Raw genomic sequence first — 22,506 nt, 5'->3', positions numbered from 1 at the left:
GATGCCATTACCCGGGCACTCAGACGAGGCTGGATTCCTTTGCTGCTGATTGTGGTCCTGGCCGTCTCGGCGTTGGTCGTGTCGCGACTGCACAAGATCTTCGGCTCGCAGGACCTCAACGCGAATGCCGGCAAGGGGATCGAGATCGTGCAGTTCAACCCGAAGGTCGTCGTCTACGAGATCGCGGGCCCGGCAGGTGCGACCGCGAACATCAACTACTGGGACGAAAACGCCAACACGCACCAGATCAACAACGCCTCGCTACCGTGGACCGCCACGATCTCAACGACGCTGCCGTCGGTGAGCGCCAACATCATGGCGCAAAGTGACGGCAGCCGAATCAGCTGCAAGATCACCGTGGACGGCGTGGTCCGCGATCAGCAGAACTCCGATGGTCACAACGCCCAGACCTTCTGCCTGGTGAAGTCCGCATGAGCGATCTCAGTAGCAAGAGCCATCTGGGTGTCGACGACGCCGACACCGGGCCGATCAGCACCCAGGGTTCGGGTAAGCCCGAACGCGGCCACCGCCCATACCTCCCCCACACCATTCGGATCTTCGCGGTACCGATCATCCTGATCTGGGTGGCCGTGACGGTCCTGGTCAACGTCGCCGTTCCGACCCTGGAAGTCGTCGGCGAGGCGCATTCGGCACCGATGACACCGCTGGACGCGCCGTCGATGAAGGCGATGATGCGCCTGGGCCAGAACTTCCACGAGTTCGATTCCAACAGCACCGTGATGATCGTGCTGGAGGGCCAGCAGCCGCTGGGCCCCGATGCACATCAGTACTACGACAAGCTAATTCGGCAACTGCGCCAGGATCCCAAGCACGTCCAGCACATCCAGGACTTCTGGGGAGACCGGCTGACCGCCGCGGGCGCCCAGAGCGCCGACGCCAAGGGTGCCTATGTACAGGTGAACCTCGCCGGTAACCAAGGCACCACGCTGGCGAACGAGTCCGTGGAGGCCGTTCGCAAGGTGATCGAGGAGAACAAGGCGCCGCCCGGCGTGAAGGCCTACGTGACCGGTCCCGCGGCACTCTCCGACGACATGCACATCATCGGCAACGCCAGCCTGGCCACGATCACGCTGTTCACCCTGGGTGCCATTGCGATCATGTTGCTGCTGGTCTACCGGTCCATCGTGACCACGCTGGTCCAGCTGTTCATGACCTTTGTCGCGTTGGCATGCTCGCGGGGAGTCGTCGCGGTTTTGGCGTATAACAACGCATTCGGCCTGACCACCTTCGCAGCCAACATCCTCACCATGTTGGCGATCGCCGCGGGAACCGACTACGGGATCTTCCTCGTCGGCCGCTATCAAGAGGCGCTGCGAGCGGGCGAAGATCGAGAAACCGCGTACTACACCACATTTAAGGGAGTAGCCCCGGTTGTGCTTGGGTCGGGCCTGACGATTGCCGGTGCGACCTACTGCCTGAGTTTTTCTCGGCTGCCCTGGTTCAACACCATGGGCGCTCCAGTGGCGATCGGCATGCTGGTCGTGGTCGCCGCCGGCCTCACACTGGGCCCGGCCGTTATCTTCGTCGGCAGCCGCTTCCACCTCTTCGAGACCAAGAGCGCCGCCAAACAAGGGCGGCTGTGGCGCCGGGTGGGCACCGCGGTAGTGCGTTGGCCCGCACCGATTCTGGCCGTCAGCGCCGCGGTCGTGCTGGTGGGCATGATCGCCCTGCCGAGCTACACCACGAGCTACAACGACCGCCACTACCTACCGCTCTCGGCCCCGTCCAACCAAGGGCAAGAGGCCGCGAACCGGCATTTCTCCGAGGCCCGGATGAACCCCGACCTGTTGATGGTCGAATCCGACCACGACATGCGCAACACGGCCGACATGCTGGTATTGGACCGGGTAGCCAAAAACGAGATGCGCACGCTCGGCATCGCGATGGTCCAGGACATCACCAGACCACTGGGCATTCCGATCCAGCACAGCTCAATTCCGTTCCAGAACAGCATCCAGAGTCAGACGACGATGCAGAACATGGGCTTTCTCAAGGAGCGCATGAACGACATCCTCAAGATGGCCGATGACCTGCAGACCCAGATCGACACCACGCAGCGCCAGTACGAGGTGTCGCTGGATCTGGCCCATGCCGCCGACGACAGCGCAAACACCACGGCGGTCACGTCGCAAATCACCGACAGCTTGCGCGACCACATCGCGGATTTCGACGACACCTTCCGGCCGGTGCGCACCTACTTCTACTGGGAGAAGCACTGTTTCGACATCCCGTTGTGCTTCGGGTTGCGATCCCTGTTCGATACGTTGGACGGCTTCGACCAGCTCGCCGAGCAGTTCCACTACCTGACGGCCGACATCAAGCACACCGCCCAGGCCACCCACGACCTGAATGCGCTTTTCCCCACCCTGATCACGACGCTGAAGACCACCCGGGGCATCACGCTGACGCTCTACCAGACGTTCAAGGCGATGATCAACCAGATGGAGGCGATGAGCAACACCGCCATCGTGATGGGCCAAAGCTTCGACCAGTCGAAGAACGACGACTTCTTCTATCTGCCGCCCGAAGCGTTCGACAACCCCGATTTCCAGACGGGTCTGCGGATGTTCTTGTCGCCGGACGGTAAGTCGGCGCGCTTCTTCATCACCCATCAGGGCGATCCCATGACGCCGGAAGGCATTTCGCGAGTCGCGGCCGAACGCACCGCGGCGCAGGAGGGGTTGAAGCAATCCTCGCTGTCCGATGCGAGGGTGTATCTGGGCGGCACCGCCGCGACGTTCAAGGACATGGCCGACGGCGAGAAATACGACCTGATGATCGCGGTGGTATCGGCGCTGACGCTGATCTTCATGATCATGCTGCTGCTCACCCGAAGCGTGGTGGCCGCACTGGTCATCGTCGGTACCGCGGCCAGTTCTATTGCCGCGTCGTTCGGGCTGTCGGTGCTCATCTGGCAGGATCTGTTCGGCATCAAGATCCACTGGATCGTCGCGGCACTCTCGGTGATCATCCTGCTGGCCGTCGGGTCCGACTACAACCTGCTACTGGTCTCCCGGTTCCGGGAGGAGATCCATCACGGACTCAAGACCGGAATCATCCGGTCGATGGCCGGCACCGGTGGGGTCGTCACGGCCGCGGGTTTGGTGTTCGCCTTCACGATGGCGTCGATGCTGGGCAGTGACTTGCGGGTGTTGGGCCAGTTCGGGTCCACCGTCTGCATCGGTCTGCTGCTCGACACCTTGATCGTGCGCACGCTGTTGATGCCGTCGATCGCCACGCTGCTCGGACGTTGGTTCTGGTGGCCGCAAGTCGTGCATCCGCGCGGCGACTACGGTCTGCCGCGAGCCTCGGTGGCGCCGGCCGCGTCAGCTGCCAGGAGCTAAATCCAGACACACCGCGACGGCTCCGGGGCCGACATGCACGCCCAGCACCGGCCCCAACGAGGTGACGATCGCCGGCTCGCAAGCCGGTAACCGCTGGGCCAACGCGGTCGCCACGTCGTTCGCGCCGTCCGGGTTGACGACGTGATGCACCGCCAGCGCCGCGGGACTGTCGCCGACGATTTCGCAGACCCGGTCCAGCATCGCCGCCGTCGCCTTGCTGACTGTCCGTACCCGTTGGGCCAGAACGAGTTTACCGTCCTCGATGCGCAGCAGCGGCTTGAGTGACAGCGCGGTGCCAAGCCACGCTTTGGCGCCACCGATGCGGCCGCTGCGCCGCAGGTTGTCCAGACCGTGCACCACGATGAACGCGTGACTGCGGCTTACCGCCGAGTTCGCGGCGGCCACGACAGCATCCAGGTCGCCGCCCGCGGCGGCCGCCCGAGCCGCGGCCAACGCGACAAAGCCGGTGCCCATCGCCGCCGACCTCGAATCGATGACTCTTACGGCCGAGCCGATTTCGGCCGCTGCCCGTTCACCCACGCCACAGGTTCCGGACAGCGCCGACGAAATGTGCACGGCCACTACACCATCCCCGCCGGAGTCGGTCAACGCCTGGCGGTAGGCGGCTTCGAGTTCGGCCGGGGTCGCCGCCGCGGTCGTCGCGTGGTGCTGGTAGACGTGGTCGGGGATCTCGTCCACACCGTCGCGCAGGTCGCCACCGTCGAGCAGGACATGCAGCGGGACAACGCGTATCGACCACTTTTCGAGCAGATCGGCCGGGAGGCGCGACGAGGCATCGGTCACCACCACGACGGTCATGTGCTTAGCCGCGCGATTTCTCGTTCGCCACGCCGGCTTCGGCCAGCGCCTTGAGCATCAGCTCCGCGACCGCCTGGTGGGCTTCGAAATTCCAGTGGATACCGTCGGGATTGCCACGCCCGCTCATAACCTGTTCGGCCACAGCGGCTTTGAGATCGACCAGCGGAACATCGTGTTGCTGCGCCCATTCCGTTATCGCGGCCACGGTCCCGGCGCGGCCGTGGTGGGCCTTGCCGTAGGTCTCGGCGATATGCACCGACGGCAACGACGCCACGATCGGGATGCCCGGCCGATTGAAATCGATTGCACCCCTAGTCTGCTCGAGATAGTCGGCGGTCAGATGCGGCGGCAGGGCGGCACGGGCCACCGGCGAAAGCCTGGGCTGCACCCAGCCATAGCCGTCGCGAACCCAGCGCCGCAGCCACGGCGGGCGGACATAGCGGATCAGCTCACGCAACGCGGTCGGCAACACCGACGGCAGCGAATCCATCCCGCTGGTAGCGAATATCACCGCACCAGCCCTGGGCAGCGCCGCCCACGCTCGCGGGTCCTGCGTGGCGGCCCACCACACGTCGCGACAGGTCCAGCCGATGCGGCCGATCAGCTCTACATCCCAACCAAGTTGGGAAGCAACGATATTGGGCCAGATGCGGGGATCGTCGGCGGGCAGCCCACCGGTGGGGCCGTAATAAGACAGCGAATCGGCGAAGACCAGCAGCGTGGGTCGTGCGTCAGAGGACATCGTTGGAGACCTGCGCCGAAGCATTCCACACGTCCAGGCGCCAGCGGATGCTGTCGAAGTCGGCGCCGGAGTCCTGCGAGTGGCCAGAGAGGTGCACCCAGCTAGCGTTGCCCATCCCACCCAGGATCGGCCAGTTGGCGACCGGAAGCTGCAGCAGCGCAGCCGATAACGCAGCGATCAGCCCGCCGTGAGCCACCAGCACCACCGGCCGGTCGGGCTCGTCCCCGTCTCCCCATTCCGGCTCGCCGGCCACCAGCTCGGCGACCAGCGGCACGCTGCGGGCGGCGACGTCGACCCTGCTTTCCCCGCCGTGCGGTGCCCAGGTTGCGTCGTCGCGCCAGGTGATCCGGGCGCCCGGGGCCTGCCCGTCGACCTCGGTGTGGGTCAGGCCCTGCCAATCGCCGAGATGCGTCTCGCGTAGCCGCTCGTCCACCCGCACCGGCAGTCCGGTCCGCTCCCCCAGCTTGATCGCGGTGTCGTAGGCGCGATGCAGATCCGACGACACGATCAGCAGCGGCTGCAACTTGCCCAGCACCTCGGCGGCCGCATTCGCCTGGGCACGGCCCAGTTCGGTCAGCGCGGAGTCCAACTGCCCCTGCATCCGGCTGCCGGCATTGAAGTCGGTTTGCCCATGCCGCAACATCACCAGGCGACGGATGCTCATTGCGCGCTCGCCGAATCCTGCGAACCGGCCGCCAAGTCGACCGGGACGACCGGGCAATCACCCCACAAGCGGTCCAGGGCGTAGAAGTTGCGGTCGTCCTGGTGCTGAATGTGCACGACGATGTCGCGGTAGTCCAGCAGCGTCCAGCGCCCCTCCCGCGCGCCCTCACGGCGTGCGGGCTTGTAGCCGGCCTTCTGCATTTTCTCTTCGACCTCGTCGACGATCGCGTTGACTTGCCGCTCGTTGGACGCCGAGGCGATGACGAAGCAGTCGGTGATGACCAGTTGCCCCGAGACGTCGATCACCACAACGTCGTTGGCGAGCTTCGCGGCCGCCGCGTTCGCCGCGATCGTCGCCATGTCGATGGCTTCCTGGTTGGCGCTCATGTGTTGTTCCCCGCCGACAGGCTGGACTGCGTCGGGCCGAGTGTCGCCTTGGCCTCTCCCTCGACGGGGCCGCGGTAGAGCCGGCGCTTGGAGACGTATTGGACGACGCCGTCGGGCATCAGGTACCACAGCGGACGGCGTTCGGCGGCACGCTGACGGCAATCGGTCGACGAGATCGCCAGTGCCGGAATCTCAACCAGGGTCAGTGCATCCTTGGCCAGCTCGCCCAGCACCTCGGTGATGTGCTCATGACGGAGCTCGTAGCCGGGTCGGCTGACGCCGATGAACCGCGCCAATTCGAACAGCACTTCCCAGCCCTGCCAGGACAGGATGGACGACAGCGCATCGGCCCCGGTGATGAAGAACAGCTCGGAATCCGGGTTGAGGGCGTGCAGATCCTGCAAGGTGTCCTTGGTGTAGGTCGGGCCGCCGCGGTCGATGTCGACCCGGCTGACCGAGAACCGGGGATTGGAGGCGGTAGCGATCACCGTCATCAGATACCGGTCCTCGGCGGCGGAGACATCGCGGACCTTCTGCCATGGCTGACCGCTGGGCACGAACACCACTTCGTCGAGGTCGAATAGGTCGGCCACCTCGCTGGCGGCAACCAGGTGCCCGTAATGGATGGGGTCGAATGTCCCACCCATTACTCCCAGCCTGCGACGGCGCTTTTGCACGATTTGCCAGCTTACCGGGCCGCTCGAGCCGGGCAGCCGCCGCGCTGTGGTCACATGCGCCACATCAGTCTCCGCGCTGGGAGGTGGGCATGGTGCCCGCCTCCGAGCGACTATCGGCGTCGTCGGTGGCACGATCGCTGAGCGCCCGGGCATTGTCGCTCGAAGGCGGGCACCGCGAGCCCCGCCCTGGGCAGCCACTCGTGTGGCTGCTGTGACCAACAGCACCCGAGCCGGACCGAGACCACACCCGGTCGTGTAGAAGAACACTGTGGACAGTCGGCCAGCCGAATCGGTGCAAGCGCCGCGGCTGCTCAGGGAATCGATCGTCCGGCAACTGCTCGACGCGGCGACCATCGGGGACATCGCCGCAACGGTCGACCTGCCGGCAATCCCGGGCCTGCTCGACGAATACCTGACCGTGTGCGTCCGGATCTGTGCGGATCTCGGCAGGGAGCTGTCCGACGACGAACGTGCTCGTGTCCGGCGACGGCTCACGCGACGGTTGGCCGAGGCCCATACGGCTTCGACGCGTTCGATCGTCCGGGTGGTGGTCGCGGCTTTCCGCGGCCGCCCGGTGCAGTCGCAAATCACCGCCCACCCGCAGACCCTGCAGCGCTACTACGCGCGCTGGCTGTACCGCCCCGGGCCATCGCTGTTCGGTAAGCAACCGGACGCCCGGGTGTGGACGCTGGCTCAGCAGACAACCGAACCCACGACGCATCCGGTACTCGATATCGGGGCGGGGATTGGGCGCAATGCCCTGGCCCTGGCGCGGCGCGGGCACCCGGTCGACGCGGTGGAGTTGACCGAAGAATTCGCCGACGTCATTCGCGCCGACGCCGAAGCACAATCCGTCGACGTGCGAGTCATCGTCGGTGATGTGTTCTCGATGATTGACGAACTCCGACGGGACTATCGGCTGATCCTGCTCTCCGAAGTGGTGTCCGATTTCGTATCGACTCAGCAGCTGCGCCTTCTTTTCGAACTTGCCGGCCGCTGCCTGGCGCCGGGTGCGCGACTGGTGTTCAACACGTTTCTGGCTTCCCATGAGCACGCGCTCGATCAGCCCGCGCGCGAGTTCGGACAGCATTTTCACACCGGCGTTTTCACACGCGGCGAGATCGACACTGCGGCAACCGGATTACCGTTCGAGCTGATCGCCGACGACGCGGTGTACGCCTACGAGAAAGCGCACTTGCCGGACGGCGCCTGGCCGCCCACGCGGTGGTACCCGGATTGGATCCGTGGCATCAACGCCTTTCCGATCGTTCGTGAGATGAGCCCGATCGAGATGCGCTGGCTCGTCTATCGGAAGACGACGTGATCACACCGGCAGAAGTTGGTCGATCACCGTGGCGAGCTGCTTGGCAGATCGGCATTCGTGCATGGTGATCACTTCTTCGTAGCGCGGCACCGCCGAATCGCCGCTGCCCCAAAGGTGTCTGGGCTCGGGATTGAGCCAGTGCGCGTGCCGGGCGGCGGTGACCATGTCGGACAGCACGTCAAGGGCCGGGTCGCGGTAGTTGGTGCGCCCGTCCCCGAGCACCAGCAGGGAGCTGCGCGGCGACAGCACATGCGGATTGGCCTGGACGAACGAGACGAACGCATTGCCGTAGTCGGAGTGGCCGTCGCGGCTGTAGACGCCCGCTTCGCGGGTGATCCGCTGGATCGCCACGGCCAGATCGCATTCCGGCCCGAACATGTGGGTCACCTCGTCGGTGGTGTCGATGAAGGCGAACACCCGCACGCGTGAGAACTGTTGGCGCAGTGCGTGTACCAGCAGCAGGGTGAAGTGGCTGAACCCGGCCACCGAACCGGACACGTCGCACAACACGACGAGTTCCGGGCGGGCCGGGCGGGGTTTGGCCAGCACCACGTCGATCGGCACACCGCCGGTGGACATCGACTTGCGCAGCGTCTTGCGCAGATCGATCGTCCCGGCACGGCTACGCCGCCGCCGCGCCGCCAGCCGGGTCGCCAAGGTCCGGGCCAGTGGCGCTACGGTGCGCTGCATCTGGCGCAACTGGTCACCGGAGGCCCGCAGAAACTCGACGTTCTCGGCAAGCTGCGGGATGCCGTACATCTGGACGTGATCGCGGCCGAGCTGCTCGGCGGTGCGCCGCTTGGTCTCGGCGTCGACCATCTTGCGAAGCTGGGTAATCCGCTGCGCGGCAAGCGCTTTGGCGATCTGTTCTTGCGTGGGACTCGGCTCGTCGCCGTAAGGGGCGAGCAGGCCCGCGAGCAGCTTGCCCTCTAGCTCGTCCAGCGCCATCGCCTTGAGTGCCTGATATGACGAGAACGACGGGCCGCGGCTGGAACTGTATTTGCCGTAGGCCTCCACGATCCGCGCGATCATCGCGACGAGTCGTTCGTCCATGTCGGCCAGATCTTCGTTCTGGGTCAGCAGGTCCAGCAGCATCTGCCGCATCGCGTCGACGTCGTCGGCGGGCAGGGCGTCGCTGTCTTGGCCGGCCCCACCGTCGTCGCCGTCGACGACCGCGCGCGCACCCATCGCCGCGGGGAACCACAAGTCGAACATCGCGTCGTAGGTCTCGCGGTGGTCGGGCTGGCGCAGCACCGCGCACGCGATGCCTTCGCGCAGCACCTCGCGGTCACTGAGGCCGAGGGTGGCCATCACCCGGCCGGCGTCCACCGTCTCCGACGGGCCCACCGAAATTCCGCTTCCGCGAAGCGCTTCCACGAATCCCACCAAATGCCCCGGCAACCCGTGCGGGGCGAGTGGCCTGGTGGGGCGGACGCGGCGAGGGGGCATTAGTTCAGCCTCAGTTCCCCGGCCGCGCGTTGCTGATCGGATTGGTGTTTGAGGACCACGCCGAGCGTCTGGGCAACAACCGCATCGTCGATGGTGTCCAGCCCGAGGGCCAGCAGCGTGCGGCCCCAGTCGATGGTCTCGGCGATGGACGGCACCTTCTTCAGCTGCATGCCGCGCATCACGCCGATAATGCGCACCAGCTCCTCGGCGAGATGCGCGGGCAGCTCGGGAACCCGGGACAACAGGATCCGCCGTTCCAGGTCGGGGCTGGGGAAGTCGATGTGCAGGAACAGGCAGCGACGCTTGAGCGCCTCGGACAGTTCGCGGGTGGCGTTGGACGTCAGCACGACGAGCGGCGTGCGCTCGGCGGTGATCGTGCCCAGTTCGGGAACGGTCACCGCGAAGTCGGAGAGCACCTCCAGCAGCAGACCCTCGATTTCGATGTCGGCCTTGTCGGTTTCGTCGATCAGCAGCACCGTCGGCTCGGTGCGCCGGATCGCGGTCAGCAGCGGACGCTGCAGCAGGAACTCCTCGCTGAACACGTCATCTTTGGTCTGGTCCCAGTCGCCCGAGCCGGCCTGGATGCGCAGGATCTGCTTGGCGTGGTTCCACTCGTACAGGGCGCGCGCCTCGTCGACACCCTCGTAGCACTGCAGCCGAACCAGGCCAGCCCCGGTGGCCTGCGCGATCGCGCGAGCCAGCTCGGTCTTGCCTACGCCGGCGGGGCCCTCGACCAGCAGCGGCTTGCCGAGCCGGTCGGCGAGGAACACCGCCGTCGCGGTGGCCGTGTCGGGCAGATAACCAGTCTCGGCCAATCGCCGCGAGACGTCGCTGATGTCCGCGAACAGCGGGGTGGGCCGGGCGGGCACGCTCACAATCTCAGTTCTCCTAAAACACTTTTGGTAGATCGGGGTCAGGTTGGACGAACCTGGCCGTCACCCCATGCAATCCATTTGGTCGAGGTCAGTTCCGGTAGGCCCATCGGACCGCGGGCATGCAGCTTCTGTGTCGAGATGCCGATTTCGGCGCCGAAGCCGAATTGCTCGCCGTCGGTAAACGACGTCGATGCGTTGACCATCACCGCGGCCGCATCGACCCCGTCGGAAAATCGTTGGGCCGCAGCCATATTAGTAGTCACGATGGCCTCGGTGTGCCCGGTGCCGTATTCGTTGATGTGGGCGATCGCGGCGTCGACGCCGTCGACCACCGCCACCGCGATGTCCATCGACAAGTACTCGCGGCGCAAGTTGTCCTCGTCCGGGTCAAGATGCACCGTCACACCGGCGTCTTGCAGGGCCGATACCAGCCGGGGCACCGCGTTTGCGGCAATCGCGGCGTCGACCAACAGCGTCTCGGCCGCATTGCACACGCTGGGCCGCCGGGTCTTGGAGTTCAGCAGAACCCGTTCCGCCACATCCAGGTCAGCGCCGCCGTCCACGTAGACGTGACAGTTGCCGACACCGGTCTCGATGGTGGGCACCTGGGCGTCGCGGACCACCGCGTCGATCAGGCTCGCTCCCCCGCGCGGGATCACGACATCGACCAGGCCGCGCGCCTGGATCAGGTGGGTGACCGTAGACCGGTCATCGGCCGAGAGCAGCTGGACCGCGTCGGCGGGCAAGTCCTCGCTGACCAGTGATGCCCGCAGCGCATCGACCAGTGCCTGGTTGGATCGCGCCGCCGATGAACTGCCCCGCAGCAGCACGGCATTGCCGGACTTGAGCGCCAGCCCGAAGGCGTCGACGGTGACATTGGGCCGGCCCTCGTAGATCATGCCGATCACGCCGAGCGGAACCCGCTGCTGACGCAATTGCAGCCCATTGGGCAACGTGTAACCGCGCAGGACCTCGCCGACCGGGTCGGGGAGCCCCGCAACCTGGCGCAGACCAGCGGCGATTCCGTCCACCCGCTTGGGGTCCAACGCCAACCGGTCGAGCATCGCGTTGGGTGTCCCCGCGGTCCGGGCGGCCTTCAGATCTTCGGCGTTGGCGGCCAGGATCTGCCTGGTGTTGGCGATGATCGCTTCGGCCGCGGACTGCAGCGCCTGGTCCTTGGCAACCGTCGGCAACAACGCCAGCGCACGGGACGCGGCGCGGGCGCGGCGGGCGGCGTTGTGGACCTCCTGACGCAGGCCAGGACGCGATGGCGCTTGCAGACTCATTGATCCAGGGTAACGGGCTTGAGCCAGCCAGGTAAGTCGGCCTGGGTGGCGGTCGGGCTCACCCGACGCGCTCACCACGCTCGGCTTGCCGCACTTTGCTTTGCCGCTCTTCCAGGATGTTGCCAAAGTCCTGTAGCAGCAACGGTTCACGCATCACGAGGTGCTCGAGGTGTTCGCGATCGATAATCAACGCGGTGACCTCTTCCAAGGCGTACGCGCTCGCGAGGTTCGGTTGCCGGGTGAGCGCGGTCAGGCCCAGGAAGGAGCCCGCCTCCAGCGTGTTGATCGGCACCACCGACCCGTCCTCGGCCGTCGCCATCATCTGCACCCGCCCGGCGATCACGAACGTCATCCCGGCCGGCACCTGCCCGGCGTACTCGACAATTTCATCGGCGCCGTAGAGGACGATGCGCGCCGAGGAGTGCAGCGACTGCTGATCGGCAACGCTGAGCCGCAACGCCGGCGCCACCACGGATCGCAACGCGTCTTCGACCCGTTCCCTGGTCGAATAGTCGTCGTCGGCGTCGTCGAGGTGCAGTTCTTCCCGCCGTGCGGCGTACCAGATCCAGCGCAGAAAGGTTGATCGCGCGCCGCCATCCTCGGCGGGCGAGTTCAGCCCGATACTCGTGGCGTACTCGCCCTTGCCGACCGGGACCGAACGGGGAACGCTGCCCGTCTTGAGTTGCGGCAGCTCAGAGGCGACCCGAGTCAACATTGCACAGACTCGATCGGGTGGGTCCGCGGCCGCAAACGTCGTCTTGATCGACAGCTTGTGCGTCCCGGGCGGGCGACTGAGGTTCGTGAACGAGGTACTGGCCAGCATCGAGTTCGGCACGACCCGTATTCCACTGCCGGTTTGGATGTGGACCGCCCGCCAGTTCACCTCGATGACGCGCCCGCGCTCATTGGACGCGTCGAGCCAATCGTCGATGCGGAAGGGCTGTTCGAACAACATGAACAGGCCCGACACGATCTGGCCTACGGAATTCTGCAGCATCAAACCGAGCACGACCGACGTCACGCCCAGCGCGGTGAACAGACCACCGACCCGCACACCCCAAATGACGGACAAGATGACGGCCAGGCCGACGCCGATCAGGACGAATCGGGTGACGTCGAGGAAAATCGTGGGTAGTCGCTTGCGCCAGCTGTCTTGGGGTGCGCCCTCAAATACGGTCGCGTTGAGCCCGGACAGCAACATGACCAACACCAGGAAGCCGAACAGCGTGGACAGGATGCGCACCACGCCGTCTCCGGACGAGATCTGCGCGGCGTTGACGAGCAGCAGCAACAGCGCGCCCAGCGGCAGCAGGAAGTTGCGTAGCAGGCTGACCTGCTTGGCCAGGCGATTGTTTCGGCGAAGGAGCGCGTGGTGCAGCTCGGTAAGCAGGATCAGCGTGACCGGAAATCCGATCGCTACGCCGATTGCCCAGTAGAACCACGACGAGTGGAATGCGTTCATTACCGCTCCGACAACCGATAGATCGGCTGATCTGTTCCGCCGACCGAGATCGTGCCGGCCGGCGTGAATTGCCGGACATCCCGCATTGCCTCGTACACACTCGAGGTGACGTAGATGCCGGGCTGCGGTGCGCCACTGTGCATTTGGTAGGCCAGGCTTACCGCGCCGCCCCACATGTCATAGACGAGACTTGATCGTCCCACCAGTCCGCTGGTCACGTTGCCGGTGTTGATGCCGACGCGGAGCTTCAGCTCGTGTGAGGTTTGACTGTTGAACCGCTCGATGATCTGACGCATCTCCAGAGCGAAGTCCAGGCTTCGGTAAATGCTGTCCAGTCGCGGGGTGACGACCCCGCAGCTGGCGAGGTAGCCGTTGTGGAAGGTGCGAATCCGTTCGACGCCAAGGGCTTCGGCTGCCGCGTCGAACTGCCGGAATAGTCCGTCGACGATTTCCACCAGTTCGTTGCCGGACAGGTCGATCGAAATCTCGTCCAGCCCAACGATATCGGCGAAGATGATGGCCACATCCTGGTGCTTTTGCGCGATGGTCTCCTGGCCCTCGCGATACCGTTGCGCCACCGACTCCGGCATGAGTGCCAGCAAAAGGCGGTTGTTTTCCTTCCGCTGCTCGTTGAGCAGCTCGTCCTTGATCGCCAGATTCCGGCTCATCTCGTTGAAAGCCTGAGTGAGGTCCCCGATTTCGTCGCGGGACCGTACCGGGATGCTGACTTCGTAGTCACCGGAGCTGATCTTCTGCGTCCCGGCCTGGAGCCGCCGGACCGGCCGCAGCATGATCTGGGCAAGCACCATCGAGGCGACACACACGATGAAGATCATCGAGGCGACGCCGACCACCAATGTCTGGCTGAATCTGCCCAGCCGCGCAAAAGCATCGGAGTCGTCGCGCGTCACCAGAATCGACCAATGCAGATCGGAATTCGGCACCGTCAACGGCGTATAGGCCTCCATCTCGCTATTGCCCGTGTAATCGGTGGCGGTGACGGTTCCGGTCTGGCCGCGTTGGGAGGCTAGAAAACCCTTGGTTTGGGCCGGCTGAACGAGGATCGTGGTGCCCAACTGGATCGCCCTGTTCACCACGTCGGGCGCAGTTCCGGCAGCGATGGCATCGCGACGATATGCCTCCGGATCCTCGAGGAATTCTCGGGAATCGGACCGCATCAAGCCGTCGGGGCCCACCAAATACGACTCGGTCGACGGGCCCATGCCGGCGGCGTCCCACTGCTTGTCGGCGGTCATGATCTTGTTGATCTTTGGAGTTGGCAGCGGCCACGCCATCACGCCGTCGACCTTGCCGTTCATGCCGATCGGCGACACCACCCAACCGGTGGGGGCGTCCAGTGCCGGTTGATACGTCTGGAAGTCGGTGATCCAGACGAAGTCGACGTCGTTGGAGCGCAACGCCTTTTGGAATGCATCGCGCAGATTGGATTCGCGATACGGGCCGGTGAAGACATTGGTGCCCAGGTCGGGGCCCTTGGCCACGGAATAGACGACATTGCCCTGGTTGTCGAGCAACAGCACGTCCCGATAGTCGAAGCGGGTGACGATTCCGCGCATGTAGAAATCGAAGCGGGCGTTGGCCGCCGTCCAGGCGCTGCCGTCGCCCGCATCCACGACGGGCAACCCGTCGGGGCCGGGCCTGGGCGGCGCGGTGTAATTCGCCTGAAGATATTTCTGCGCGTTCGAACTCGGCAGCACCGCATTGATATCGATCGTTTCACCGGTGATCCGTTTGATCGGTTTGATCATCTGGTTGTCGTAGTAGTTGACGAGCGACTGCTGTTGCGCGGGACTGATCGTCGCGTTGCCCAATTGACTGAAGCCGGTGGTGAACGCCTCCATCGCCTGAACAACGCTGAACCCGCCGCTGTAGACGACGAGCGAATTCGTCATTTGCTTGAACAGCGCGTCCAACTGCCGCTTCTGCGATTCGCGCAACTCGATCAGCCGCTCGGCCTCGACCTGCCGCAGCGCACTGCGCCCGGTGAGCGCCCCGATCAGGCCAACGACGGCCACCGAGAAGATGCTGCAGATCAAGAGCGTCATCAACAGCTTGGACTGGATGCCTACCCGGAAAACGCGCCGACGGCGAAACCTCGCAATACTGCGCGGCTCTCTGCCTTGAGTCGCTGCCTCTTCGGCCGGGACGGATTCGGCGGTCGATTCGGCGCCGGCCAGCTCACTCGATGTCACTCGCTTCCCCTTCCCAAAGAGGCGCTGCTCACGCAGCACACTAGCGCGCGGACATCACAAAATTGGCGTTTGAGCCATGCGATTGCCTGCAAAAGGCACGCCGGACGCGACTAGCGTTGGCGAGATGGCTCGAGTCTGCGTCGTGGGCAGCGTGAACATGGACATCACCTGCGACGTGGCCGCCCTTCCCCGCCCGGGCGAGACCGTGCTCGCGTCGTCATTGAATTGCGCACCCGGCGGCAAGGGTGGCAACCAGGCCGTGGCCGCGGCACGCGCGGGGGCGCAGGTGCAATTCGTCGGCGCGGTCGGCGACGACGCCGCGGCCGAACCGCTGCGGGCGCACCTGGCGGCCAACGGCGTTGGGCTGGACGCGACCGTGGCCGTGCCCGGACCCAGTGGTACGGCGATCATCGTGGTGGATGCCGGCGCCGAGAACACCATCGTGGTGGCGCCGGGCGCCAACGGGCAGTTGACCCTGACCCCCGCGGCCACCCGGGCGGTCGCCGACTGCGATGTGTTGTTGACCCAGTTGGAGATTCCGATCGCGACCGCGACGGCCGCGGCACGCGAGGCCAAAACGGCCGGAGCGATCGTCATCGTCAACGCCTCACCACGCCACCAGCAGCGAAGCGCCCTGGCCGAACTGGCGCAGCTCGCGGACGTGGTGATCACCAACGAAGCCGAAGCCGAGGAATTGCCCTGGCGGCCAACCTATTTGGTGACCACGCTCGGTGCCCGCGGCGCCCGCTACCTGAGTCCCGACGACGAACTCTGGGTACCCGCACCCACCGTCAACGCGGCCGACACCACCGGCGCCGGCGACGTCTTCGCCGGAGTGCTGGCGGCACATTGGCCATGCGGCCCGGGTTCGCGGGCCGAGCGACTGGCCGCCTTGCAGCGCGCCTGCACCGCGGCCGCGCTGTCGACACTGGTGCCCGGAGCCGGCGACTGCGCACCGGATTCCGACGCCATCGACGCGGCAGTGCCCGACCCCGCGCGATGAACACCGCCGCCATCGCCCTGGTGCTCTTCGCTGCTTTCGGGGTGCTCGGATTCGGTTGGCGCAGTTGGCTGCAATACCGCCGCACCGGGTCCACCGGCTTTCGCCGGGTCAGAGGTGGGGCCATACACTGGATCGCGGGCGGCGGCTTCGTGTTCGCGCTGCTCGTCGCGGTGAGCGCTCCAATCCTGCAGCTTTGCAACGTCGTTGCCCCGTTGGCCGCGTTGAGCTCCGCCTGGATCCAGGTCGCCGGTATCGCGATCGCGATGACCGGCATCGCGGCAACGGTGTACGCGCAACTCGAGATGGGTGATTCTTGGCGGATCGGGGTGGACGAACGGGAGACCACCACGCTGGTGAACACCGGCGTGTTCGGGCAAGTGCGCAACCCGATCTACACCGCCATGTTCACGTTCGGTTTCGGGATCGCACTGGTAACACCGAATCTCGTTGCCTGCGCTGGCTTTATCCTGCTTGTCGTCACCGTCGAGCTGCAAGTACGCCGTGTCGAGGAGCCGCACCTGTTGCGCGCCCACGGCGATGCCTACCGGGCCTACGCGGCAGCCGTCGGCCGCTTCATCCCGGGCGTCGGACTGATTCGTTAGCGCGAGTCTCGGCGCACGTCGTGGGCGATCGCCAAGCCATCACCGGTTTCCAGCTCGGCCGCCGACTGACTCATCAACACCCGACTGCGGTTCGGCGACAACAGAATCGACAGGTAGTGATGCGGCCGGTCCGCCACGAACGCGAGGCGGTTGACCCGTAGCAGCGCGGCGCCGATCGCGGTGTCGAGCAGGCGCGCGTAGCGCGGGCCCGCGATCTCGGCAGTGATCTCGTGTCGCATCCGCTGCACCACGATCCCCTCCTTCGCAAGCAGTTCGTAAAGCGGCTCGCGCCGCAATGCCGGCTCGGTCAACGTGTCCGCCAATTCGTTTGGCAGCCAAGCTTCGGTGACCATCAACGGTTCACCGGTGCGGCGCTGGCGGCGCACCCGCACGATGTGCAGCAGCTCGCCCGACGTCTCGAGCGCGTCGGCGACGGCCCGCGCAGGGCGACGATGCGAGTCGAGTTCGAGCACGTCGACCTCGGTCTCGAACTGTGCCTGGCGCAGCCCGTCCATATAGGAACCGCCCGCCGCCGGCGGGTCGCCCGGGGCGTGCTCCCGCACGAACGAGCCGACACCCTGGCGGCGCTCGATGTATCCCTGGTCGGCCAGGTCGGCCAGCGCGCGACGAACCGTGATGCGCGAAACGCCGAATTGATCGCACAACGTCTGCTCGGTGGGCAACCCGTCGCCGGGAGCCAGCACGCCGCGGTCGATCTCGTCGTGCAACACCAAAAAGAGTTGCCGGTGCAGCGGCACCCCGGCGCCGGCGGATACCGGACTGCTTTCGGCGTTGGCCTCCCGCATGGTGGTCATGCTCCCACATCGTCCCCTTGCGCCTGAGCATCAGTTGTTATAGATATATAACAACTGATCTACTCTGGGGAGATCCGATGACCGCGGTGCAGCAACACGTCGCCACCGATCCGGCCGGCCCGACCGGGCGATTGGCCACCTGGGTCGCCGGCCTCGCGCTCGACGATGTCCCGCCGGATGTGGTGGAGCGCGCGAAATATCTCCTGCTCGACGGGCTGGGATGCGCGCTGGTCGGTGCTCAATTGCCATGGTCCCGCGTCGCCACCGGCGCGATCCTGGGGCTGGAGGGCGCCGGCGACACCGTGGTGGTCGGCACCGGCCGTACCACCGGGGCACCCGCGGCCGCGGTGCTCAACGGCACGTTCATCCAGGGCTTCGAGCTCGACGACTTCCATCCTTTGGCGCCGCTGCACAGCTGCTCGTTGCTTATCCCGGCATTGCTCACGACGGCGTCGGTGCGGCCACATTCGACGACGGGTGCCGAACTCCTGCTCGGGGCGATCGCCGGCTTCGAAGTGGGTCCGCGCGTCGGCTACACGTTGCACGGAACGCAGATGCTCGATCGCGGCTGGCACTCGGGATCGGTCTTTGGCACGCACTCGGCGGCCATGGCCTCGGGCAAGCTGCGCGGCCTGTCCCCCGCACAACTCGAAGACGCCCTCGGATTGGCCGGCACTCAGTCGGCGGGGCTGATGGCCGCGCAGTACGAGGCGATGAGCAAGCGCATGCACCACGGCCTGGCGGCACGCAACGGCTTCTACGCGGCCGGGCTCGCCGCCGCCGGTTACACCGGCATCAAGCGGGTGTTCGAGCGTGAATACGGCGGATTCCTCAGCGTTTTCGGCGAGGGCCACGATCCAGACGCCGCGCCGTTGACCGGCCAGCTCGGCCAGCGCTGGGAGATCACGGTCATCATGGTCAAGTCCTACGCCGCGATGGGCGGCCTGCACGCCGCGATCGACGCGGCCCGGCAATTGCGGAGTTCGTTTGCACCCGAGGACATCTCGAAGGTCGACATCACCGTCGGCGAGACCGTCTACAAGCACGGCTGGTGGGTTCCGGAGCGCCCGCTCACGCCGATCGGCGCCCAGATGAATATTGGGTACGCCACCGCCGCGGCACTGCTGGACGGCAACGTGCTGCCCGAGCAGTTCACCGCAGCCCGGCTGGACTCCGACGACATCTGGTCCCTGATCGCCAACACGTCGGTACACCTCGACGAGTCATTGGCCAACGCGCCCATCACCGAGCGGTTCCGCACCGACGTGACGGTGACCACCCGTGACGCCGCGGTGCACCGCGCTCGCGTCGACCTACCCCACGGCGCACCGACCGACCCGGTCACCAATGACGAGCTCGTCGCGAAGTTTCATTCCCTCGCCGATCGGGTGACCAGCCGGGGCCGTGCCGACGCGATCGAGCGCGCGGTGGTCGGTCTGGAAAACCTGGACGACATCGGCGACCTGACCGATCTGCTCGCCGCGCCCGTCGCGGGCGCCCTGGACTGAAAGGACGGACATGACCAGCACACCGGCCCGGCAACGGCTGCGAGAGCTGTTGGACGAGCGCGAACTCATCGTCGCGCCAGGGGTTTTCGACGGCATCTCCGCACAGCTGACCAAACGCACCGGGCACGTCGCGGCGTATATGACCGGCGCGGGTGTCGCCGCTTCGGGGTTCGGCCTGCCCGACATCGGGTTGGTCACCGCGACCGAAATGGCCGACCGGGTCCGGATGATCGCCGGCGCGTTGGGCGATATCCCGTTGATCGCCGACGCCGACACCGGCTACGGCGCACCGATGAACGTGGTACGCACCGTGCGCTCTTACGAGGCGGCGGGAGTGGCCGCAATCCAGTTGGAAGACCAGGTGTTTCCCAAGCGCTGCGGCCATCTACCCGACAAGCAGGTCGTCGACGCCGCGGTGTTCGAACAGACGCTCGCGGCCGCGCTGGACGCCAGGTCCGACGACGGCCTCCTCGTCGTGGCCCGCACCGACGCCCGCGCCCCGCTCGGGCTGGACGCGGCGATCGAGCGAGCGAATCGTTATGCCGAAGCGGGGGCGGACATCATCTTCGTCGAGGCGCCGCAGGACGAGCAGGAGGTCGAGCGCATCGCGCGCGAGGTCGACGCTCCCCTGCTGATCAATCTGGTGCTGGGCGGGCTGACGCCGCTGGAATCGGCGTCGCGACTACAGGAGTTGGGTTACGCGATCGCGATCCACCCCAGCAACCTGCTGATGCAAGCGACATTCGGTATGCTGCAAAGCCTTTGCCAGCTCAACGGCAGCGACGTTGCAACCCATCTGCCCACCGGCCCCGCCGACTTCTTCAATCTGGTCGGCATGTCCGAGTGGCTCGAGCTCGACACTAGGTACGCAGCTAAGGACGCCTCATGGGCATGACGATCATCGAAAAGATCTTTGCCCGCAAAGCCGGACTGAACTCCGTGTCGCCCGGCGACACCGTCGTCGTGGACGTCGATATGACCGTGCTGATCGATCTGCAATTCGCCACCATGTGGATCCAACCCAACCGGATTCACGACCCCGACAAGCTGGCGGTCGTCATGGACCACGCAGTGCCCGCACCGACCATCAAGGATGCCGCCGGCGGCCCGCATGCCCGCAAGTTCGTGGCCGACTTCGGCATCGAACGCTTCTACGATGTCGGCCGGCACGGCATCTGCCATCAGGTCATCGCCGAGAACGGCCTGGCCCGACCGGGGGAAGTCTTGGCCTGCACCGACTCTCACACCTGCGCCGCCGGCGCCTACAACACCGCCGCCCGTGGACTGGGCCCCGCCGAGATCTACTCGATCATGTGCACCGGCACCACCTGGTTCCAGGTCGCGCCGACGGTCCGCTACCAGCTCGACGGCGTCAAGCCAAACTCGGTGAGCGGCAAGGACATCTTCTTGCACATCGCCAACGAGTACGGTGACGCCGCCAATCTGAACCTGGAATTCGGCGGCCCGGGCCTGGCCGGCATCCCGATGCACGACCGGCGCACCATCGCGACTCAGGGCGCCGAGGTGTCGGCCGATTTCAGCACCTTCGACGCCGACGACGTGCTGGCCCGATTCCTCGACGACGCCGGCGTCACCGGATACGACTCGGCGGCACCGGATCCCGACGCCACGTATCACGACGTGCGGCACATCGACCTGTCCGCCCTGGAACCCTACGTGGCGCGGCCGGGCACGGTCAGCCGCAACGGGCTGCCCGTCTCGCAGTTGGGCAGACAGAAGGTGGACCAGGCGTTCATCGGGTCGTGCGCGAACGGTCAACTCGAGGACCTCGAGATCGCCGCACGGGTGTTGCGCGGCAAGACCGTTGCCCCGGGGGTGCGGTTGCTCGTGACGCCGGCCTCGCAGGCGGTGTACCGACAAGCCATGCGGTTGGGCTATTTGCAGGACATCGCCGATGCGGGTGGCGTCGTCACCAATTCGACGTGCGGCGCGTGTTTCGGCTACCACATGGGGGTCATCGGGCCCGGCGAGGTGTGCATCACGTCCAGCACGCGCAACTTCACCGGACGGATGGGCAGTACCGAGGCGGAGATCTTCATGGCCTCACCGGCGACCGTTGCCGCGTCGGCGATCACCGGGTACATCACCGACCCAAGGAGTGTGGCGGCATGACGGTGTGCTTCTCCGGCAAGGTCTGGGCGTTCGGTGACAACCTCAATACCGACGCCATGTACCCCGCCTTCGCGATGAAAATGGATCCGCCCGAAGCGGCCAAACATATCTTCTACGAGGTCCGACCGGGCTGGACCGATCAGGTTTCACCGGGCGATATCGTGCTGGCCGGCAAGAACTTCGGACTCGGTTCGTCGCGGCCGGTTGCTTCCCTTTTCACTGAACTGGGCGTCGCCGGGCTCGTCGCCGAGGAATTCAATTCGCTGTTTTTCCGCAACGCCGTGAACGCCGGGCTGCCGGCGATCACCGTGCCCAACGCCACCACAATATTCAGTGAGGGCGATACCGGAACCTTCAACCTGACCGAGGGCGGCTGGCGCAATGACAGCACCGGAGAGTCGGGGACGGTTCCTCGGCTGCCCGACCTGATTCTCGAGATCATCGAAAGCGGTGGCGTCATGCCCCGGCTCGCGGCGCAGGGATATCTGCCCGCCGAGCTCGGCGACCTGTTGCGCTCCAGCGCGGTCGCCATGCGCGGCGCGGGAAGCGGCGCCTGATGGCGCTGCTGGGCAGGCTGCTGCGCGGCGTCCGCGCCGGTGCACAGCGAGGCCCGTTGTCCGGTGCTGACTTTGATGCGCCCGAATCCATCACGGTCACCAGCGCGGCGTTCGCCGACGGCGCCGCGATGCCGTCCTCGAGTGCGGGAAAAGGTGTGGGTGACAACACCTCGCCGCACCTGCGCTGGGAAGGGGTGCCACCGCAGACCCGGCAGACGGTCCTGATCATCGACGACGTCGACGTTCCGCTCCCCCGTCCGCTGCTGCACACGGTCGCGGTGATCGAACCGACGGTGGACCACGTGGCGGCGGGCGCGTTGCGGCCCAGCACACCGGGGATACGGTTTATCCGTGCGGATCTGGGGCATCGCGGCTATGCCGGCCCGCGACCGATCCCCGGGCACGGACCGCACCGCTACCGCTTCCACGTGTTCGCGATCGATACGCCGGTCCCGGAAGACGTCGCCACCGCAAAGGCTCTGCTGGCCGCCATGGCCGGACACGTGCTCGCCCGCGGCACACTGACCGGTACCTACGAGCGCTAGGCCCGCGCACCCTCCGCAACCCGCTGACCTGCGGTTGGCAGTAGTTGGCAGCGCCTGGCGTCGATCTGGCAGTGCTTTCCG

At 66.0% G+C, this 22,506-nt stretch carries 21 protein-coding genes; 10 read left to right on the top strand and 11 right to left on the bottom strand.

What is annotated here, in order from left to right; translation table 11 throughout:
* The first annotated feature begins 6 nt into the window (after positions 1–6).
* Positions 7–435, top strand: coding sequence for an MmpS family transport accessory protein (locus LMQ14_RS08880; protein ID WP_267735418.1), 429 nt, complete (start codon positions 7–9; stop codon positions 433–435).
* Positions 432–3,365, top strand: coding sequence for an RND family transporter (locus LMQ14_RS08875; RefSeq protein ID WP_267734383.1), 2,934 nt, complete (start codon positions 432–434; stop codon positions 3,363–3,365). Before LMQ14_RS08880 ends, LMQ14_RS08875 begins: the two co-directional genes overlap by 4 nt.
* Here LMQ14_RS08875 and LMQ14_RS08870 read toward each other — a convergent pair.
* From LMQ14_RS08870 to nadD, 5 genes are read right to left on the bottom strand one after another with little or no spacing between them, the layout of a single operon-like run.
* Positions 3,348–4,184: a DegV family protein gene (locus LMQ14_RS08870; protein WP_267734382.1), complete on the bottom strand. Its 837-nt coding sequence runs from the start codon at positions 4,182–4,184 to the stop codon at positions 3,348–3,350. The genes LMQ14_RS08875 and LMQ14_RS08870 overlap by 18 nt on opposite strands.
* A 4-nt stretch (positions 4,185–4,188) precedes the next feature.
* On the bottom strand, positions 4,189–4,926 hold the full coding sequence (octT, locus tag LMQ14_RS08865) for a diglucosylglycerate octanoyltransferase (RefSeq protein WP_267734381.1): 738 nt from the start codon (positions 4,924–4,926) through the stop codon (positions 4,189–4,191).
* Positions 4,916–5,590, bottom strand: coding sequence for a glucosyl-3-phosphoglycerate phosphatase (gpgP, locus tag LMQ14_RS08860; RefSeq protein WP_267734380.1), 675 nt, complete (start codon positions 5,588–5,590; stop codon positions 4,916–4,918). Before gpgP ends, octT begins: the two co-directional genes overlap by 11 nt.
* On the bottom strand, positions 5,587–5,976 hold the full coding sequence (rsfS, locus tag LMQ14_RS08855) for a ribosome silencing factor (protein WP_267734379.1): 390 nt from the start codon (positions 5,974–5,976) through the stop codon (positions 5,587–5,589). The genes gpgP and rsfS overlap by 4 nt, the downstream gene beginning before the upstream one ends.
* The gene (nadD, locus tag LMQ14_RS08850) at positions 5,973–6,623 is read right to left on the bottom strand and encodes a nicotinate-nucleotide adenylyltransferase (RefSeq protein ID WP_267734378.1); all 651 of its coding nucleotides are present in this window, start codon (positions 6,621–6,623) and stop codon (positions 5,973–5,975) included. Before nadD ends, rsfS begins: the two co-directional genes overlap by 4 nt.
* 298 nt (positions 6,624–6,921) lie before the next feature.
* On the opposite strand from nadD, the gene LMQ14_RS08845 reads away from it, so the two are divergent.
* A complete protein-coding gene (locus tag LMQ14_RS08845) occupies positions 6,922–7,977 on the top strand; it encodes a class I SAM-dependent methyltransferase (protein ID WP_267734377.1) in 1,056 nt (351 codons plus the stop codon).
* Here LMQ14_RS08845 and LMQ14_RS08840 read toward each other — a convergent pair whose 3' ends face one another.
* The 5 genes from LMQ14_RS08840 to LMQ14_RS08820 are packed head-to-tail and all read right to left on the bottom strand — an operon-like array spanning position 7,978 to position 15,262.
* Positions 7,978–9,426, bottom strand: a complete 1,449-nt coding sequence (locus LMQ14_RS08840) for a vWA domain-containing protein (protein WP_267734376.1) — start codon at positions 9,424–9,426, stop codon at positions 7,978–7,980.
* Positions 9,426–10,301 carry an AAA family ATPase gene (locus tag LMQ14_RS08835; protein WP_267734375.1) on the bottom strand — a complete coding sequence of 292 codons (876 nt, stop codon included), beginning with the start codon at positions 10,299–10,301 and terminating at the stop codon, positions 9,426–9,428. Before LMQ14_RS08835 ends, LMQ14_RS08840 begins: the two co-directional genes overlap by 1 nt.
* A 38-nt stretch (positions 10,302–10,339) precedes the next feature.
* Entirely contained in the window at positions 10,340–11,587 is a 1,248-nt protein-coding gene (locus LMQ14_RS08830) for a glutamate-5-semialdehyde dehydrogenase (RefSeq protein WP_267734374.1), read from the bottom strand.
* Between the two features lie 58 nt (positions 11,588–11,645).
* Positions 11,646–13,049, bottom strand: coding sequence for a mechanosensitive ion channel domain-containing protein (locus LMQ14_RS08825; RefSeq protein ID WP_267734373.1), 1,404 nt, complete (start codon positions 13,047–13,049; stop codon positions 11,646–11,648).
* A complete protein-coding gene (locus LMQ14_RS08820; RefSeq protein ID WP_420714625.1) occupies positions 13,049–15,262 on the bottom strand; it encodes an adenylate/guanylate cyclase domain-containing protein in 2,214 nt (737 codons plus the stop codon). Before LMQ14_RS08820 ends, LMQ14_RS08825 begins: the two co-directional genes overlap by 1 nt.
* 124 nt (positions 15,263–15,386) lie before the next feature.
* Between LMQ14_RS08820 and LMQ14_RS08815 the strand changes: the two genes are divergently transcribed.
* Positions 15,387–16,265 (top strand): ribokinase, encoded by an 879-nt coding sequence (locus tag LMQ14_RS08815; protein WP_267734372.1) that lies wholly within the window; start codon positions 15,387–15,389, stop codon positions 16,263–16,265.
* Complete coding sequence (locus tag LMQ14_RS08810) at positions 16,262–16,867, top strand: methyltransferase family protein (protein ID WP_267734371.1); 606 nt, start codon at positions 16,262–16,264, stop codon at positions 16,865–16,867. Before LMQ14_RS08815 ends, LMQ14_RS08810 begins: the two co-directional genes overlap by 4 nt.
* Here the strand turns inward: LMQ14_RS08810 and LMQ14_RS08805 are convergent.
* On the bottom strand, positions 16,864–17,682 hold the full coding sequence (locus LMQ14_RS08805; protein ID WP_267734370.1) for a GntR family transcriptional regulator: 819 nt from the start codon (positions 17,680–17,682) through the stop codon (positions 16,864–16,866). The genes LMQ14_RS08810 and LMQ14_RS08805 overlap by 4 nt on opposite strands.
* 77 nt (positions 17,683–17,759) lie before the next feature.
* On the opposite strand from LMQ14_RS08805, the gene LMQ14_RS08800 reads away from it, so the two are divergent.
* Genes LMQ14_RS08800 through LMQ14_RS08780 form a run of 5 tightly spaced genes read left to right on the top strand, consistent with a single transcriptional unit; the run spans position 17,760 to position 22,425 of the window.
* Positions 17,760–19,190 (top strand): MmgE/PrpD family protein, encoded by a 1,431-nt coding sequence (locus tag LMQ14_RS08800; RefSeq protein WP_267734369.1) that lies wholly within the window; start codon positions 17,760–17,762, stop codon positions 19,188–19,190.
* Positions 19,191–19,200: 10 nt separating this feature from the next.
* Positions 19,201–20,085, top strand: a complete 885-nt coding sequence (locus tag LMQ14_RS08795; protein ID WP_267734368.1) for an isocitrate lyase/PEP mutase family protein — start codon at positions 19,201–19,203, stop codon at positions 20,083–20,085.
* Complete coding sequence (locus LMQ14_RS08790; RefSeq protein WP_267734367.1) at positions 20,076–21,323, top strand: 3-isopropylmalate dehydratase large subunit; 1,248 nt, start codon at positions 20,076–20,078, stop codon at positions 21,321–21,323. The genes LMQ14_RS08795 and LMQ14_RS08790 overlap by 10 nt, the downstream gene beginning before the upstream one ends.
* Positions 21,320–21,880 carry a 3-isopropylmalate dehydratase gene (locus tag LMQ14_RS08785; RefSeq protein WP_267734366.1) on the top strand — a complete coding sequence of 187 codons (561 nt, stop codon included), beginning with the start codon at positions 21,320–21,322 and terminating at the stop codon, positions 21,878–21,880. Before LMQ14_RS08790 ends, LMQ14_RS08785 begins: the two co-directional genes overlap by 4 nt.
* Positions 21,880–22,425, top strand: coding sequence for a YbhB/YbcL family Raf kinase inhibitor-like protein (locus LMQ14_RS08780; RefSeq protein ID WP_267734365.1), 546 nt, complete (start codon positions 21,880–21,882; stop codon positions 22,423–22,425). The genes LMQ14_RS08785 and LMQ14_RS08780 overlap by 1 nt, the downstream gene beginning before the upstream one ends.
* The last annotated feature ends 81 nt before the right edge of the window (positions 22,426–22,506 follow it).

The sequence above is a fragment of the Mycobacterium sp. Aquia_213 genome, from assembly GCF_026625985.1.
Lineage (GTDB): Bacteria > Actinomycetota > Actinomycetes > Mycobacteriales > Mycobacteriaceae > Mycobacterium.
Note: the sequence above shows the minus strand (reverse complement) of the source record. Positions and strands in the feature narration are given on the sequence as shown.

Excerpts from the sequence above, each read along its gene's own strand:
- LMQ14_RS08875 (WP_267734383.1), top strand. The coding sequence starts at position 432 with ATGAGCGATCTCAGTAGCAAGAGCCATCTGGGTGTCGACGACGCCGAC.
- LMQ14_RS08870 (WP_267734382.1), bottom strand. The coding sequence starts at position 4,184 with ATGACCGTCGTGGTGGTGACCGATGCCTCGTCGCGCCTCCCGGCCGAT.
- octT (WP_267734381.1), bottom strand. The coding sequence starts at position 4,926 with ATGTCCTCTGACGCACGACCCACGCTGCTGGTCTTCGCCGATTCGCTG.
- gpgP (WP_267734380.1), bottom strand. The coding sequence starts at position 5,590 with ATGAGCATCCGTCGCCTGGTGATGTTGCGGCATGGGCAAACCGACTTC.
- rsfS (WP_267734379.1), bottom strand. The coding sequence starts at position 5,976 with ATGAGCGCCAACCAGGAAGCCATCGACATGGCGACGATCGCGGCGAAC.
- nadD (WP_267734378.1), bottom strand. The coding sequence starts at position 6,623 with ATGGGTGGGACATTCGACCCCATCCATTACGGGCACCTGGTTGCCGCC.
- LMQ14_RS08840 (WP_267734376.1), bottom strand. The coding sequence starts at position 9,426 with ATGCCCCCTCGCCGCGTCCGCCCCACCAGGCCACTCGCCCCGCACGGG.
- LMQ14_RS08830 (WP_267734374.1), bottom strand. The coding sequence starts at position 11,587 with ATGAGTCTGCAAGCGCCATCGCGTCCTGGCCTGCGTCAGGAGGTCCAC.
- LMQ14_RS08825 (WP_267734373.1), bottom strand. The coding sequence starts at position 13,049 with ATGAACGCATTCCACTCGTCGTGGTTCTACTGGGCAATCGGCGTAGCG.
- LMQ14_RS08815 (WP_267734372.1), top strand. The coding sequence starts at position 15,387 with ATGGCTCGAGTCTGCGTCGTGGGCAGCGTGAACATGGACATCACCTGC.
- LMQ14_RS08810 (WP_267734371.1), top strand. The coding sequence starts at position 16,262 with ATGAACACCGCCGCCATCGCCCTGGTGCTCTTCGCTGCTTTCGGGGTG.
- LMQ14_RS08805 (WP_267734370.1), bottom strand. The coding sequence starts at position 17,682 with ATGACCACCATGCGGGAGGCCAACGCCGAAAGCAGTCCGGTATCCGCC.
- LMQ14_RS08800 (WP_267734369.1), top strand. The coding sequence starts at position 17,760 with ATGACCGCGGTGCAGCAACACGTCGCCACCGATCCGGCCGGCCCGACC.
- LMQ14_RS08795 (WP_267734368.1), top strand. The coding sequence starts at position 19,201 with ATGACCAGCACACCGGCCCGGCAACGGCTGCGAGAGCTGTTGGACGAG.
- LMQ14_RS08790 (WP_267734367.1), top strand. The coding sequence starts at position 20,076 with ATGGGCATGACGATCATCGAAAAGATCTTTGCCCGCAAAGCCGGACTG.
- LMQ14_RS08785 (WP_267734366.1), top strand. The coding sequence starts at position 21,320 with ATGACGGTGTGCTTCTCCGGCAAGGTCTGGGCGTTCGGTGACAACCTC.
- LMQ14_RS08780 (WP_267734365.1), top strand. The coding sequence starts at position 21,880 with ATGGCGCTGCTGGGCAGGCTGCTGCGCGGCGTCCGCGCCGGTGCACAG.